Genomic DNA, 15696 nt, shown 5'->3' with positions numbered 1-15696 from the left:
CGCGATGTACGACCGCAACGCCCTGGGCACCCGGCTCATGCCGGAGATGCGTAAGCGGCAGGACTACGCCCTGTGGCTGTCGATCATGCGGGACGTCGCGCGGCACCCTCGGCCGCCAAGGCGTGGGCTCAGGCCGGAAGCCGAACTCGGGGAGAGATCTCTCCCCTCTGGTGACCCTCCGCGTCCACGACGGCTCCCCTGTCCGGGTCGCCCTTGGGGTCGGCAGGGGGGCGACAGCGTCCGCACCGCACCTTCCGCACCACCGCGCCGCACCCAGGACGACGACCTGGATCGCGGGTGGTGCGGAACGGCGGCCGCACCACCGCACCACGACTGCTCCACCGCACCGCACCGCACCCCGGTGGTGCGGTGCGGTGGTGCGGTCGAGGCCGGCGATGCGGTGCGGCCCCCTTGTCCGCGCACCGCACCGCACCCCTTGTCCGTGCACCTCGCCGGACCGCACCCCTTGTCCGCGCACCCCTTGTCCAGCCGGACCGCGTCGGCGTTTCCCCTGGACCGCCCCGGCCGCGGAAGTCGATCAGGCCGCGGACAAGGGGGGTGCGAAGAGCGTGAGCGACATCAGCCAGATGACGCGAAAGGACGGGCACGGACGTGGCCACCAAGAACCGCACCGCCTCTGCCACCGCTCTCTCCGGGTCCGGGTACGGCGCCCTGCAGCGCATGAACCGCGACTGGGAGGTCCTCAGCCGCGACCCCCGCGCCGCCGACCGGATCCTCCGCTGGTCGGAGGAGGACGACCAGCTCGCCGGCGTCCGTACCCCCCAGGACGTCGTCGAGCGCCTGGTCCGGCTCTTCCGCCGCGGTGACTGGGCCGGCCACGACCAGGCCCTGGCCGCGCTGCTGCGGCGGGCGACCGCCGCCGACTTCGACGGCGAGGTGGCCTGGCGGGTCGCCGTCCGGATCTTCCTGCCCAAGGCGATCTTGATGGCCAAGACCCAGCTGCGGCCCGGGGTCGACTGGGAGGTCATCTTCAGCACGGTCCTGAGCGCGCTGTTCGAGGTGGTGCGCACCTACCCGCTGGACCGCCGTCCCCGGAGGATCTTCGCGAACCTGTCGATGGACACGCTGATGCTGGCCCAGAGCACGCTGGCCGACGACTTCGACGACCGCCGCGAGCTCCGCAAGATCACCCGGTCGCTGGCGCCGCTGACCGGCGACCCGCAGGTGCCGCTGATCGGCACCGAGTCGCCGGACCCCCTCCTGCAGTTCGAGCTCGCCGACCTCCTGGCGCACGCCGCCGAGCTCGAGCTCGTCAGCCAGGACGAGCCGGAGCTGACCGACGGCGAGGCCCGTACCGAGCTCCTGGCCCTGGTCATGTGGGCGGTCGACATCCAGGCGCTGAAGGTCTCCGACGCCCAGCGGATCACGGAGTACTACCTCAGCACCTCGCTCGACCCCGACCAGGCGTTCCGTACCACCCGCGCCATGGGGGCCGAGGGCAACAGGCTCCGCCAGCGCGCCAGCCGGGCGGTCCGCCCACTGCGCAACGCCGATCTGAACGGCTACCTCGCCACCGTCTGAAGTTCCCGGCCGCCGACCGTCACACCGCGGCCCCGATCGGCACCTCTATTGCCGATCCGCATCCACGACCTCTTCCCGCCCAGCCCATCACCGAGACCGGGAGTACCACTGTGTCCACTTCCCTCGCCGGCCCGCACGGACCCTCCGACTCTCTCCTTGACGAGGACGAGACCCGCGTCGCCCGAGCCCGCCGCCAGCTGACCGAGCTGGGCACCGCGCTCGTCCTTGCCCCGTTCGACCGCAGCGTGCACCAGGCCCTGCGCCGCTTCATGGAGCGCGACTCCGAGCCCGCCCTGCAGTCCTGGGAGTCGATGCTCCAGCGCACCCCCGACGAGCTGCGCGAGCGGATCCGTGCCGTCATCACCGCCCAGGCCGAGCGGAGGGCGTCGTGAAGCTCCGCCGCCGCCGGGCGGCGGCCGAGGAAGAGGCGTGGGACGACGTCCCCGCGGCAGAGCCGGAGCCGGACGTCGTCGACAGCGAGGACGAGACCGGCTGGCAGACCAGCACCGCCGGCCTGTCCGGCGCCGCGCGGCTCGCCCGCATCGGGGCCTGGGTCCTGATCGCATCCGGCCCGCTGCTGGGGGTCGCGTCGCTGCTGGGCACTTCCGCTCCGGCTCAGAGCGCACCCGCCGCGGCGCCGGCCGCGCAGTCGGTCGCCGACACCGGACCCAGCGGGTTCGCGCAGCTGTACGTGGCGGCCTACATCGAGGCCGGACAGGGCACCGAGAACTCGCTCAGCCCCTACTACGCCGGGTCGATCACGCTGACCACCCAGCCGGGGACGCGCAGCACCACGCGCACCGTCGCGGTGGCCAGCCGCGAGGTACAGCCGGGCTACTGGACGGTGACCGTCGCGGCCCGCGTGGCGCAGAAGGACTCCAAGGGCGCCTGGAGCGACGCAGGCCTGCAGTACTACCAGGTCCCCGTTCAGGTGCTTGGTCCCCTGTCCGCGGGCGGGAGCAAGAAGTCCGACGACGCGGCGGCGGGCTACGCGGCCACGGCCCTGCCGGCCCAGGTCGCCGCACCGGGCGCGCTGAAGCCCAGCGGGCTCGGCTACGGAACCGACCGCGGCAGCAACCCGGCCGACCCCGCGACGCAGACAATCGCCGGATTCCTCGGCGCGTACCTCGCCGGCAAGGGCGAACTCGACCGGTACACCTCCCCCGGCGTCACCCTGCGGGCCATCGCTCCGGCACCGTACGCCAGCGTCGAGATCACCGGCGTCGCCGACGACTCCGGCAACGCCAGCAGCACGACGGTCCCCACCGACGGCGCCGTCCGTCAGGCCCTGGCCACGGTCAACGCCAAGGACGCCTCGGGCGCAACGTACCCGCTGACCTACGCGCTGACGTTGCGCTCGCGCGGCGGCCGCTGGGAGGTCGCCTCCCTCGGGGCCGCCCCGGTGCTCCAGCGCGGAGGCGCACCGGAGCTGGCCTCCCCCTCCCCCAACCCCGGCGGCACGGACGACACGGGGGCCAGCTCCTCGCCGTCGCCGTCGAGCTCCTAACCCTGTGATCCAGAGAGAAGAACGATGCACACCACCACCGACCCGAACACCGTCCTGCTGGCCGGCGACATCCTCACCTGGGCCACGACCAAGACCAACCAGATAGGCACCCTGGTCAAGCTGGTCGCCGGCGTCCTGGTCGTCGTCGCCATCATCGGCGCCTACTGGCGCACCAAGTCCTGGGTGGCCACCGCCGTCGCGTTCCTACTCGGCGCCCTCGTCCTGTGGGGCATCGCCAACATGCCCAGCCTCCAGGGCAAGGTCGGCTCCGAGATCAACGACACCGGCACCAAGGCCATCCACGTCACGGTCCCGCCGGTGACCGGGCCCACCGTCGGTGACGGGCCCGTGCTGTGAGCGCCGACGAGGAGCAGCTGATCGGGCACTCCTACACCCGGGCGCGCAAGCACCCGCTGGTGATCGGGAAGCTCCCGGGCGCCGGACGGCTCCCCGGCGGCCCATACACGATCACGCAGATCGTGACGATGGTCGCCACGTTCCTGCTCCTGATCATCACCAGGCAGCTGTGGGCTCACTTCGGCGTCATGAACGTCCTGGCGATGGTCATCCTGCCCTGGGGCACGGCCTGGGTCCTGCGCTACGCCCGCCTGGACGGACGCGATCCCGCCCGGGCACTGCGCAGCCTCCTGGTCTACGCGTCGACCCCGGCCGACGGCCGGCTGGCGGGCTCGCCCCAGCACCGGAGCCGACCTCGGCTGGCCGGCGCCACCTGCACCGTCCACGTGCGCACCGCCCCTCGGGCCGCTCAGGCCGAGCCGGTCCCGGCGGCCGTGCCCGCGGCCCGGAAGCCGGCGCCCCGGCCGACTCCCCGCCCGGCCCCCGCTGCACAGCCCGTTCCAGCCGCAGCCTCGTCGGCGGCCCGGACGCGCCAGCCGGCCAAGTCCGGCCTGCAGGCCCTTCTCGCCTCACTCGACGAGCGATGACTCCTACCACCGAAGGACTTACCCGCATGAACACCACTGCCCCGGCCGTCGCCTGCGACCACGCGCGCAAGATCGCCCACATCGAGACGCCGCTGATCACCGATCTGGTCGCCGCGATGTGGCACCTCGAAGCGGCCGCCGCGCGGGCCGGCAGCCCCGCGCAGGAGGCCCGGGCCTGCCGCGGCCAGGTGAGCGAGGAGCTCTTCGCCTCCTGGATCACCGGCAACGCCGCGCGCGTCCGCGCCGCCCTGAACCGGATCACCGCTCCCTACGAGCCGCCGGTCGTCATCCCCCCGGCTACCTGACCTCCTCTCCACTCGCCGCGCCGGCCCGGCCTCCGGAGCCGACCGGCGCGGCACCCCTCGTACTTCGCACCGAAAGCAGGAATCTCATGCGCCTCCCCGTCCGGCACATCAGCGGCCACCTCCTCTGGACCAAGAACGCCGCCGTGTGGGGCGTGTGGAAGGTGGACTCCGAGAACTACACCCACGCCTCACGGGCCACGAAGCGGGAGCGGCTGGACGCGCTCGAAGCGCTCTTCAAGTCGCTGCGCGGCGAGGTTTTGCTGCTGTCGCTGTGCCCGCAGGTGGACGCGGCGTCGGTGGTCACGCGCATGACCTCCGGGGTCGACCTCGACAAGTCGCCCGAGTACATCGACCTGTCCCTGAAGGTCCTCGACCAGCTCGAGGACTGGGAGCTGACGGGCCGGGTGGACTTCATCGCGGTTCCGCTGCCGACCGCCGACTTCAAGGAGTCGGCGAAGGCCGTGTTCGCCTCCGCCCAGGGGGAGCTGCTCTCCACGCTCGGCATGCCGGTCCCGCCGGTGAGCATCGCCGAGGAGGAGAAGCGATTCGCCGACGCCCGGCGGATGGCCGCCTCCTGGCCTACCGGCATCAAGATGAGGCCGGCCACCGAGGCCGAGATCCTCTGGATATACGGACACAGCGCCCGCCGCGGCGTCAGCGAGCCGCTCCTGCCCGAGGAGGGCGCCGCCCGCTCCCTGCGCGGCCGCGGCCACACCGTCACCGCCCACACCCAGGTGATCCTGGACGAGGGAGCCCGCAGCGACAGCGGCTCCAAGGCGCCGGTCAACCCCTTCCGCCGCCGCTACCTGAAGTCGTCCACCCAGCACGGCGACTCCTACCAGGCGTTCTGCGTCCTGTCCGAGATGCCCGAGAGCTTCGTCTTCCCCGGCAGCGAATACCTCAGCGCGCTCGACGACTTCGGGTTCCCCGTGGACTGGGCAGTCCGCCTGCACATCGAGGCCGGCTCCAAGGCCGAGCCGCGCTCGCGCCGGCAGCAGCGCGAGCTCGCCCACCAGCGAGGCGAGTACGAGGGCGAGACCGCGGGCGTCCCGGCCTCCCTGGACAAGGCGTCATTCCAGCTGGACGAGTACCGCGACCGCCTGACCTCCTCCTCGACCGAGGTCGAGATCCGGGCGACCGTCATGACATGCGTGTGGGGCGCCGACGCGGACGAGGCCAACGAGAAGGCGAGCAGCCTGGCCGCCCACTTCGGCGGCAACGACTACACGCTGGTGCGGCCCGTCGGCGACCAGGCCGCGCTCTTCCACGCGATGCTCCCTGGCGTCCCCACGCCCAAGCCCGTCATGGACTACACCCAGTACCTCCTCGCCAGAGACTTCGCGATGGCCCTCCCGTTCTGCGGCGCCGCACTCGGCGATGACACCGGCAGCCTGTACGGACTGCAGCTCAACGGCGGCGGCGTGCGGCCGGTCCTGGTGGACTTCAGCCACGGCCCGAAGGTGAACGCGAGCGCCTCGGCGGCGTTCGTCGGCGAGCTCGGCTCCGGCAAGAGCGTCGCCATGAAGACGGCGATGCACTCGATCCTGGCCACCGGCCACCGTGAGGGCACCGCTGGGAGCCGGGGCCGGGCGCTGGTCATCGACCGGACCCCGCAGCAGGAGTGGAGCCGCTTCGCCGCCGCGTGCCCGGGCACCACACAGATCATCCGGGTCGACGAGACGGCCGGCATATCCCTCGACCCCCTGCGGGTCTTCCGCGGGCCGCGAGCCGCGCGGTACTGCGAGTCCTTCCTGACCCCGCTGCTGGGCATCGGCTCCATGAGCGTCGAGGGCGTCACGCTGGCCGAGGCCATCGAGGCGACCCGTCTTGCGCCGAACCCGAGCATGAGCGCCCTGGTCGACACACTCGCCCGCCGGGCCAAGACCGCAGACCCGGACGAGCCCAACGACGCCGCGGTGCGCGCCTCCGCCTCGGAGCTGGTGCGCACCCTTCGCGCGCTGGCCAAGAAGGACCTGGGCAAGGTCATCTTCGACCCGACGCTGCCGGTCGTCCAGATCACCAACGCCGACAGCATCGTGTTCGCGGTCGACCGCATCGGCCTGCCGACGAAGGAAGAGCTGGCCGAGCACCGCCTCGGCAGCCTGGAGATCGAAAAGCTCTTCGGCTGGCGCCTCATGTACCTGATCACGGCCCTGTGCAGGGAGATCGCCTTCTCCAACCCGGCCGAATTCACGGGTGTCTTCCTGGACGAGTGCTGGTGGCTGACCTCGAGCGCGGAGGGCTCCAACCTGCTCCTGGAGATCATCGCGGACGGCCGCAAGCACTTCGCGGGTGTCTTCGCCGGCAGCCACGACCCGTACGACATCGGGCCGCGGAACGAGATCGGCGACAAGATCAGGTCGCTGCTGTCCCACATCTTTGTCTTCCGCCACCGCGGCAAGACCCTGGCGAGCCGGTGCCTGGAGTTCCTGGACCTCGACCCGGCCGACCCGCAGATGCTCAAGGTCATCACGGAGAACCTGAGCCCGATCAACGTCTCCGACACCGAGCGGCTGCTGCGGGCCGGCGAGTGCCTGTACCGCGACCTGCGCAAGCGGATCGGCGGCATGAAGGTGCTCATCCCGGCGGATGAGCGCGCGGCCGACGCGATCCACACCACCCCCGGCGGCAAGGACGCCGACGTCGACGAGCTGGACGCGGTCCCGGTGCTTGAGAAGAGCCTCGCATGAGGGGCCGCCGCGCCACCGTGCGCCGCCCGCAGACCGGCCGCCGCCGGGTCTGGCTCCTCGCGATTCCGATCGCCGTCTTCCTCGCGCTGTTCGCCGCCCTGGCATGGGCCGACCCGGTCCCCACGCCGTCGCCGGGCCCGGCCCCCTCCGCGCCTGGCTCCACCCCGTCGCCCAAGCCGACGCCGGCACCCAAGCCGACGCCGACGAACCCGATCACCGAGCCGCGGCCGGGCCTGTCCCCGGCACCGCCGGACGGCAAGCCCGTCGACGACCTCAGCAAGTCGCCGGCGGACGCCTCGGACGGCCTCCTCCAGCCCTTCAACGTCAAGGACCAGTACGGCGTACCGATCTCCGCCTACACCGTGAGCGCGGACACCGGGGGCTGGACTGACATCGACCTGAAGATCTGGAACATCCTGGCCCAGTTGTTCTTCGGCATCGCCAAGTGGTTCATCGGCTTCGCCTGCTGGCTGATCAAGTGGGCGCTCGACTTCGGACTGGCCAAGATCCTCGTCGGCCCGGTCGACCACATCGCCACGACGATCCGCGACCAGGTCATCAACAGGTTGGGCCTGCCCGGGTTGTTCCTGACGTTCGCCGGCTGCTACGGCGGCTGGCACATCATGTTCAAGCAGAAGTCGCGGGGCTTCGCCGAGGCCGGCGTCTCCCTGGTCGTGGCCGCGATCGCCACCACGGTGCTGCTCTCGCCGGCCCAGGTGCTGCTCGGAACCCAGGACCAGCCCAGCCCCGGCGGATCGACGATGTTGCTGTCCCAGGAGGGTCTGCTGGGCAAGTCGAAGGACCTGTCCCTGCAGATCTCCAGCCTCGTGCTGTCCGAGGACCCCAGCCGTACTCAGGCCCAGACCGCAACCGTCAGCAAGCCCATCACCGACGCGCTCGTCGACGCCTTCATCGTCAAGCCGACCCAGCTGATGCTCTACGGGCAGGTCTTCGACGGGAAGTGCGCCGAGGCGTTCGCCCAGGCCAAGCTCGTTGAGTACAACTGGTCACAGAAGGGCCTCAACTTCTGGGAGGCCACCCGGGCGAACCCCGGCGGCGCGTCCTACAGCGACCAGCTCCTCAACGCCGGCGACCAGTTCACCAAGGCATGCCAGGGCCAGAACACCAAGATCCAGGCGAAGAAGGCCTCCGCCGACCTCACCTTCAGCGCCGCGTTCGTGGCTCTGGCCGCGATCATCGTCTCGGTCCTGGTGGTCCTGGTCACCGGCGGGTTCCTGACCGCGCAGGGCTGGATCGCCTTCGAGGGCATCCGCGGCCACTGGGCGCTGTGCGCCGGCATCCTGCCCGGCGGCGGGCGCGCCGTCCTGTGGCGCTGGGTGTCGGCGATCACCAAGGCTGTGCTGGCCGTGGTCCTGTCGATCCTCTTCTTGGCGATCTTCATCCTGATCATCATCGCGCTCGTCCGTGCCGACACCGGCTCGATCCTGGCGGTCAAGTTCATCGCCATCGACATCACCGCGATCGCAGGGCTGGCCGGGCATAAGAAGATCAAGGAGACCGCCCGGCAGATCTCCGTCAACCTCAACAGGAGGCTGGCCAACGCACGGGTCGGCGGCTCGCGTCAGAGCGTCTTCAACACCCCCGGTCGGTACGCCGAGACCGCCCCCGGCCTGAAGCAGGTCTGGGGCGAGGCCCGTGGTGAAGCACGGAAGGTCACCACGCCGCTCAGCAAGGTCGGCCGCACCGCCAAGCAGCTGTGGACCGGTCCGCCGCAGGCCGGGAAGAAGGGCGGGCGGGTGCGCGCGGCCGCGAGGCTGGCCACCAACGTCGCGACCGCGGTCGGCACCGGCGGCACTGCGACAGCGGCGAAGATCGCAGCCCAGAACGTGGCGAAGCAGACTTTGAAGAAGCGCCTGGCCACGGCCGCCGCGAACAAGCTGTCCCAGACCAGGGGCGGCCGGGCCACCATGGCCACCGGCAAGGTGGCGGCCGCGGCCGGCAAGTACGGGTGGAAGGCCACCAAGTTCACCGCCCTGGCCACCGTCGGCGCGCCGGTCGGCATTCCGCGGGGAGTCGCCGCGGCCAAGCGGGGCACAGCGACCGCCAAGGCCCGCGCCGACCAGGTCAAGGGCCAGCTCACCGCCGTCAAGGACCGGACGTCGGCCCGGGTGGACAAGAAGGTCGGCGAGGCCGTGGCGTTCAAGGACGAGTACGTGCGCAACGTCGCGACGGCCGGCCGGTTCGTGGGACGCCACGGCGCGAACATCCAGCTCGGGATGGCGCAGCCCACGGCACCGCCCAAGCCGTCCATGCCGGTGGGGACCAGGGTCGCGGCCACCGCTCCCCGCGTTCCCGGCACAGCTCCGCGCCCGGGCACGTCCGCTCCGAAGGCCGCGCCCAAGGCGGCCTCGAAGAGCACGCCGGCGGCTCCGCCGAAGGGCAAGTCCGCAGGCGGGCCAGCTTCGGTTCCAGCCCTGCCCCACCCGCCGAAGGCGCCGGCGCCCAAGGCGGCCGGCTCGGGCACCGGCAGCGCGCCGACCGCTCCGAGCTCCAGCGCAGGGACGCCTCGCCGTATCCGCCGCGCCACCCGGCCGGCAGGACCGCCGCGTCCGAAGCCCTGATCCTCCCGCTGGTGGGGCCCGCGCCGCGGGCCCCACCAGCCCCGCTCCCCTTCTCGCGCCGTCGTCGCGCGACCACTTCGAACCACCTAACGGGGTACCCCCATGCCGCACACCGATCGCCAGCGACGTCCCCGCACTGCGGGCACTGTGGCTCTGCTCGCAGCGTCAGCCCTTCTCGCCTGCCTCGGCATCACGCTGCTGACCCAGGGGCCGTCGTCCACTCCGTCGTCAGGCCCGGCAGCGACGGCGGCTCCGACCCGGGTGGAGAGCAGCACCGGGCCTTCGGAGAGCGCCCCGAGCCGCCCGGCGTCGATGCCTTCCTCCAGCACCAGCCCCTCGCCGACGTCGGCCAGCGACGATGCCCCGAGCGCCACTCCGGTGCCGGAGGACGTCGCCACCGTCGCCCGCCAGTTCGTCCTCGCCTGGACCGGGCACGACGCCCGGCCGGGGAAGGACGGCTCCTACGGCGAAGCTGCCCGCCGGGCCGGCGCCTATGTCGGCAAGGACCTGGCCGAGCAGCTGACGACCACCTCCGCAGGCAGCGCACGCCAGTGGCAGCAGTGGACCCAGGCCCAGGCGCTCGTCGCCGCTGAGATCTCCCAGCTCGCTGTTCCCGACGGGGCCCCCGCTCCGACGGCCGACACGGCCTGGGTGCGGGTGTGGTACCGGCTGACTGTCACCCCTACGGATGGCAAGTCGTCCGGCACGGACGAGCAGGTCGCCCTCAAGCTCCAGCGCAGCCAGGCCGGCACCTGGCTGGTCACCGCGCTGCCCGACGCGTGAGCAGGCGGCGCAGATGAAGAAGGTCATGTTCGCCCTGACCAGCCTGGGCGGCCTCCTGATCACGATCGTCATCGCCGCAGTCGTCGCGGTCGCGATGGCCATGGGCAGCGACAACACCAGCGGCGGTATGGAGAACGCCGGCTTCGGCGGCGGCATCGCGGACAACGCACCAGTGCCCGCCGAGTACAGGGCGCTCATCCTCAACAACATCGGGAAGTACGGGTGCGCCGAGGTCACCGCGTCCCTGATCGCCGCGCAGATCTACAACGAGAGCAGTTTCAACCCGACCGCCCAGTCCTTCGAGTGGGTGGAGGACCCCAAGACGGGCAAGAAGGTCAAGAAGCCGATCGCCGACGGCATCGCGCAGTTCATCCCCACCACCTGGGCCGCGCACGGCGTCGACGGCAACGGCGACGGCGTCAAGGACGTCTGGAACCCCCAGGACGCCATCCCCGCGGCGATCGCCTACGACTGCTACCTCGCCGACCAGGTGAAGGACGTCGCCGGCAACAAGACCGACAACATGCTCGCCGCCTACAACGCCGGCCCCTACGCCGTGCAGAAGGCCGGCGGCATCCCGCCCATCACCGAAACCCGCAACTACGTCAAGAAGATCCGGGACCTGGCCGAGAAGTGGACCGCCCTCGACAGCGGCGGAAACATCCCCTTGCCCCAGGGATCGGGCGGCGCCGCGCAGGCGATCGCCACCGCCAAGACCGCGCTCGACACGATGTACCAGTGGGCCGGGGACTGCAAGCCGCCCTTCGACCACGCCCGCGGCAACGGCTGTGACTGCTCCTCGCTCATGCAGTTCGCCTGGGGCAACGCGGGTGTGAACCTGCCCCGAACCACTTATGAGCAGGTCAAGAAGGGGTCACCCGTCGCAAGCGTCAGCCAGCTCCGGCCCGGCGACCTCCTGTTCTCGCGTTCCGGCCCTTCGGGTCCCGAGCACGTCGGCATGTACATAGGACTCAACGCGAAGGGGGAGCCGGAGGTGATCGACGCCCCGAAGACCGGGTTGCCGGTTCGGATCAAGCCGCTCAGCTACTGGACCTCGCAGATCATCGCGATGCGGCACATCGGCTGAATCCTCGGCAGGAGCCGGGGTCCGCGCAGGCGGACCCCGGCTCCTTTGCTGCCCCACCGCGCGGCTCAGAACTTCTTTCCGCGGGCTGTCACACCCCGGGGCTCTTCGACACCTCTATGTGCATCCGCCGAACTCCGACCGATGCCACTGGAGCCGTCCCATGCCCGAGAGCCCGAACACCGTCCCGCCGAACAGCAAGGCCGAGCGCCGATGACGACCAACGACGTGATCGACGAGATCATCTCCGGCATCGGCAACCTGCCCGAGCTCGCCCAGCAGGCCCCGTCCTGGGCCATCAACAACCTGTGGTGGGTCGTCCCTTGCGCCCTCGTCATCGCCATCACCGTCGGCGTGGTGCAGCGGCTGATGAGCCGGTCCACGCTGAGCAACCGCACCGCTTTCGAGGTGCTCCCCACCAACGGCTTCGACCCGGCGCTCGAGGACGTCCTGCGCTTCGCGAAGCAGATCGCGCGGGCCCAGAGCAGCACGTCCCGCTGGGCGATGCCGGCCCGCGGCACCGCGATGCGCGTGCGGCTGATGTCCGTCGGCGGCCCGTTGACCCTTCGCGTCGAAGGCCCCGCCCGCGCCACGACCGTGCTGCGCCACCAGGGCTACGCCCAGTGCGAGCTGCGCGCGGTCACCGGCCAGGAGAGCAAACCCGAGCGCCCGAAGATCCGGCTCGGCATCCACAACGACGGCACCGGCACCACGGCCGCTGCGGCCTGACCGCCCGCACGAAGGAAACGATCATGAGTAAGCCGTCCGACTCCGATGCGGCCGTGAGCCTGTCGAAGAACACCCCGCCGGCCGCCGAGCGCCGACTCCACGTCGCACGTGCAGAGCTGGCCCTGGCGCTGCCGGACCACCTCGCGCTGCGGGACGTCCCCTTGAGGCCCGACCCGCTCGAGGCCCTGGCCGCCGCGGTCGCCGATGTCCGCACCTCCCTCCAGGAGCGAGCCGACGTCGTCCTGGACCTGGTACCGGTTGCCAAGGGCAGGGTCGCCCGCCGGCGCAGCCGGCTCCTGGCGGCCGCCCGTCGCTCGCCGAACGACATGCCGTCCATTCCCGGCATGCCGCGCCAGGGCGGGGGCGGCTCCGGCTTCAGCATTGACCGGCTGTCCTCGATCGGCTCGGAGATCGCCTCCGAGATGCGCGGCGCCCAGGCCAAGCGCCCGGCCGCGGGCGGCCGCCCCCAGGCGCAGCGCATGCTCAACGCGACCGACATGAAGGCCGCGATGGGGAAGTTCCACCCGGGCGTCGACCCGGTCTTCGACCTCCAGCTGCTTCTGCGCACCTGCTCCACCGACCCGCACCGGCCGCGTCTGCTGCTGGACCAGCTGCTCGCGGCCCTGGAGGGCTGGGCGGGCGACAACTACCTGCGGCCCGTCGGGCTGAACCTCGGCATCACCCGGCTGCGCGCCGACTCGGTGTTCTACCGTCAGCACTTCGACCGGCGCTTCGAGACGGGTCTCTTCGCCCCGCGCCGACGCGGGTGGGTGACCGGCGAGGAGATCGCCGGGCTGCTGAAGCCCCCGACCAAGCACAACTCGGCGGCGAACGTGATGCGCTCCGGCGGTGTGGTCCCGCCGCCCCACCCGGGACTGCCCTCGTGGACCGGACAGCCCGACCTGCTGCCGCTCGGCTGGGTCTCCCGTCCCGGCGGCGGGGAACGCCTGGCCGGCATCCCCCTGCGCTACCTCCTCTTCGCCCTGTTCCTGGGTAAGGCGGGCTACGGCAAGACGGAGATGAGCCTCGTCCAGGCCATCGCGCTGGCCCACAACGGGCACGGCATCCTGTTTCTGGATCCGCATGGGGACGGCTGGCAGAGGGCCCGGCCGTACCTCGCGCACCGCGAGCTCGCGCCGCGGATCTGGGAAATCGACCTGACCTCGCCCGACATGAACGCCCGGGTCGCGTCCTGGAACCCGCTGTCGATGCAGAACCGCAAAGAGGAGGACATCCCCGACATCGTCCAGTACGTGGTGACGGGCTTCTCCAGCGCGCTGAACTGGAGCGACTCGGCGGGCCGTGCCAAGACGATCCTCACCCGTTCGGTCGAGTCGCTCGTCGAGCTGTCCCTGCTGCTGGCGAAGGCCGGCAAGCCCGAACTCGCGCCCACGATCTTCCAGATCCGCACGATCCTCACCGACGAGGAGTGGCGCGACGCCGTCGTCCCCTACCTGTCGAAGAACCTGCGGGACTTCTGGGAGAAGACCTACAAGAAGTACCCGGGCGAGGCGACGCCGGTCGTCACCAACATCATCGAGCGTCTCGACAGCAGCAACGCCGTGAAGGCGTTCCTCGGGTCGTCCTTGTCCACCTACGACATCCGCACCGCCATGGACCAGGGCAAGGTCGTCTTCATCTGCCCGTCGGGCACGGGTGACACCGACCGGATCGTGTCGTGCCTGCTGATCTACGACCTGTTCCGAGCCGGTCTGTCGCGCCGGGACATACCCGTGGCGGACCGCAAGGACTTCTACTGCTTCATCGACGAGCTCACCGCGGTCGACGGGGCCAGCAAGGGCACGCTGGCGGCGATCGCCGAACAGCTGCGCAAGTTCCGGGTCAAGCTCTTGGCGATGACGCAGATGGCACAGCGTCTGACCCCGACGACCCGGCAGGGGTTGCTGCAGAACCTGTCGGTGCTCTCCACGACCGCCAGCGACGTCGACGAGGCGCTGCTGGTGACCCGGCGCTGGGGCAAGAAGGTCGAGCCGGACACCATCACCGCCCTGCGGCCGTACAACTACGTGATGTCGGTGACCCTCGCCGACGGGCGCACCGACCCGTTCCGGGTGCGGGGCGCCAGCGTCGAGGAGTTGTACGAGGACTACCACCGTCCCGACGATCTGCCGAAGCTGTCGGCGTCCGTTGACCAGAACCTGAGCCGGCGCCCGGTCCGGGAGATCCTCGACGACCTCCGCCGCCTCGACAACCGGATCATGCGTGCCCTCGCCTCGATCCAGGTGCAGCCTGACGATGACGACGAGATGCCCCGCGGCCGCGGCCAGGAGGGCGCTGCGGAGGACGGCGCCCCTGGCCAGGCCCAGGAGGCGCCGGAGGGTGGACGAGTCCGGATCAGCAAGGATCCGGGCACCGTGATCAGCGGCTCGACCGACGAGGAACCGCCGTACGACGAGGAAGAGCCGCCGTACGACGAGGACGACGGCCCGGCCGGCGGCTCGGTGGTCGTATGAGCATGATCACCGATGTCCCGGCTCCGAGCGTGGAGCAGCGCGCGAGCTTCCACTCCATCGGCACCCGGGTGCTCCATGTGCTGTACCAGCACCGGGTGATGTCCACCGATCAGCTGCAGCGGCTGCTGCTGCCGGCGGCGAGCGCCTCGTACCTTCGCCGTCAGCTGCGCGGCCTCCTCGCGGCCGGTCTGGTCCAGCGCATCTGGGCCAGCCACCAGCCCCAGGCGGCCGGACAAGGGGAGCGCAAGACGCGGCGTCCGACCAAGCCGCCGTACCTGTGGTTCCTGACCGAGGAGGGCGCACAGTCCGTCGAGGACGGCGGGGAGCTTCAGCCCCGGCCCTACCGGATCACGCCGGAGGCGGTCGCCGGGGCTCGGCAGCTGCACACCCTGGCAGTCAACGAGACGGGCATCGCCTTCGTGCGGCACGCGGCTCGGCTGGGGCACGAGTGCGGGCCGCTCGACTGGACGCCGGAGGTCGCCCATCGGATCCGGGACGGGCAGCGGCGTTTCGAGGACGACCACGTCATCAGCGACGCGGTCCTGAGCTACGTGCACGTGCGCCGGGGACAGCGGGCGATGATGACGCTGTTCCTGGAGCTGGACCGGGCCACGATGACGGCCGCCCGACTGGCGGCCAAGATCGCGGCGTACGGCCGGATGCACGAGTACGTGCCGCAGCACCCCGACCGGGCCCGCCGGTCGGCGGCGTCGACCAGGCCGGCGTGGCAGTACACCTACCCCGTCTTCCCCCGGCTCCTGGTGGTCTTGGACGGCAGGCCCTCGCCCACGCTTGCCTCCCGGCTCGCCGCGCGGACCGAAGACCTCTACACCCTGACCCGGGCGGATCCGCGGCTCTCGCGTCTGGCCGGCCGGCTGTCGATCGGCGTGACCACGCTGCAGCTCTTGCAGGAGCGCGGCCCGTTCGAGCCGATCTTCACGCCGCTCCTGCGCGGCACTCCCGAGCAGCGGCCCCCGCTGACCGACCTGTACCTCAAGACCGTTCAGTGAGCTGGCGCGGCCCGCCCGGCCGCGCCGCCACCGCATGAAGGACACC

The 15696-nt window shown here is 71.2% G+C and carries 13 protein-coding genes and 1 pseudogene; all 14 read left to right on the top strand.

What is annotated here, in order from left to right:
• Positions 1-100: pseudogene (locus tag AB0C99_RS30065) on the top strand (glycosyltransferase family 2 protein); the annotation flags it as partial.
• A gap of 512 nt (positions 101-612) precedes the next feature.
• Complete coding sequence (locus AB0C99_RS30060) at positions 613-1542, top strand: hypothetical protein (RefSeq protein WP_362481662.1); 930 nt, start codon at positions 613-615, stop codon at positions 1540-1542.
• 110 nt (positions 1543-1652) lie between these two features.
• Positions 1653-1934 (top strand): hypothetical protein, encoded by a 282-nt coding sequence (locus tag AB0C99_RS30055; RefSeq protein WP_362481659.1) that lies wholly within the window; start codon positions 1653-1655, stop codon positions 1932-1934.
• Entirely contained in the window at positions 1931-3049 is a 1119-nt protein-coding gene (locus tag AB0C99_RS30050; RefSeq protein ID WP_362481656.1) for a conjugal transfer protein, read from the top strand. The genes AB0C99_RS30055 and AB0C99_RS30050 overlap by 4 nt, the downstream gene beginning before the upstream one ends.
• 24 nt (positions 3050-3073) lie before the next feature.
• Positions 3074-3406: a hypothetical protein gene (locus AB0C99_RS30045; protein WP_362481653.1), complete on the top strand. Its 333-nt coding sequence runs from the start codon at positions 3074-3076 to the stop codon at positions 3404-3406.
• Positions 3403-3993, top strand: a complete 591-nt coding sequence (locus tag AB0C99_RS30040; protein ID WP_362481650.1) for a hypothetical protein — start codon at positions 3403-3405, stop codon at positions 3991-3993. The genes AB0C99_RS30045 and AB0C99_RS30040 overlap by 4 nt, the downstream gene beginning before the upstream one ends.
• A gap of 26 nt (positions 3994-4019) precedes the next feature.
• Entirely contained in the window at positions 4020-4298 is a 279-nt protein-coding gene (locus tag AB0C99_RS30035) for a hypothetical protein (RefSeq protein ID WP_362481647.1), read from the top strand.
• Between the two features lie 86 nt (positions 4299-4384).
• On the top strand, positions 4385-6988 hold the full coding sequence (locus AB0C99_RS30030; RefSeq protein WP_362481645.1) for an ATP-binding protein: 2604 nt from the start codon (positions 4385-4387) through the stop codon (positions 6986-6988).
• A complete protein-coding gene (locus tag AB0C99_RS30025; RefSeq protein WP_362481642.1) occupies positions 6985-9570 on the top strand; it encodes a hypothetical protein in 2586 nt (861 codons plus the stop codon). The genes AB0C99_RS30030 and AB0C99_RS30025 overlap by 4 nt, the downstream gene beginning before the upstream one ends.
• A 312-nt stretch (positions 9571-9882) precedes the next feature.
• Positions 9883-10353: a hypothetical protein gene (locus tag AB0C99_RS30020; RefSeq protein ID WP_362481639.1), complete on the top strand. Its 471-nt coding sequence runs from the start codon at positions 9883-9885 to the stop codon at positions 10351-10353.
• 13 nt (positions 10354-10366) lie between these two features.
• The gene (locus AB0C99_RS30015) at positions 10367-11440 is read left to right on the top strand and encodes a bifunctional lytic transglycosylase/C40 family peptidase (protein ID WP_362481636.1); all 1074 of its coding nucleotides are present in this window, start codon (positions 10367-10369) and stop codon (positions 11438-11440) included.
• A gap of 210 nt (positions 11441-11650) precedes the next feature.
• Complete coding sequence (locus AB0C99_RS30010) at positions 11651-12166, top strand: hypothetical protein (protein ID WP_362481633.1); 516 nt, start codon at positions 11651-11653, stop codon at positions 12164-12166.
• 23 nt (positions 12167-12189) lie between these two features.
• Positions 12190-14640, top strand: a complete 2451-nt coding sequence (locus AB0C99_RS30005) for an ATP/GTP-binding protein (protein WP_362481630.1) — start codon at positions 12190-12192, stop codon at positions 14638-14640.
• Entirely contained in the window at positions 14637-15650 is a 1014-nt protein-coding gene (locus AB0C99_RS30000; protein WP_362481627.1) for a replication-relaxation family protein, read from the top strand. The genes AB0C99_RS30005 and AB0C99_RS30000 overlap by 4 nt, the downstream gene beginning before the upstream one ends.
• The last annotated feature ends 46 nt before the right edge of the window (positions 15651-15696 follow it).

This window comes from Streptomyces sp. NPDC048659, from assembly GCF_040650575.1.
Lineage (GTDB): Bacteria > Actinomycetota > Actinomycetes > Streptomycetales > Streptomycetaceae > Streptomyces.
This window is presented reverse-complemented; position numbering and strand designations above follow the sequence as displayed.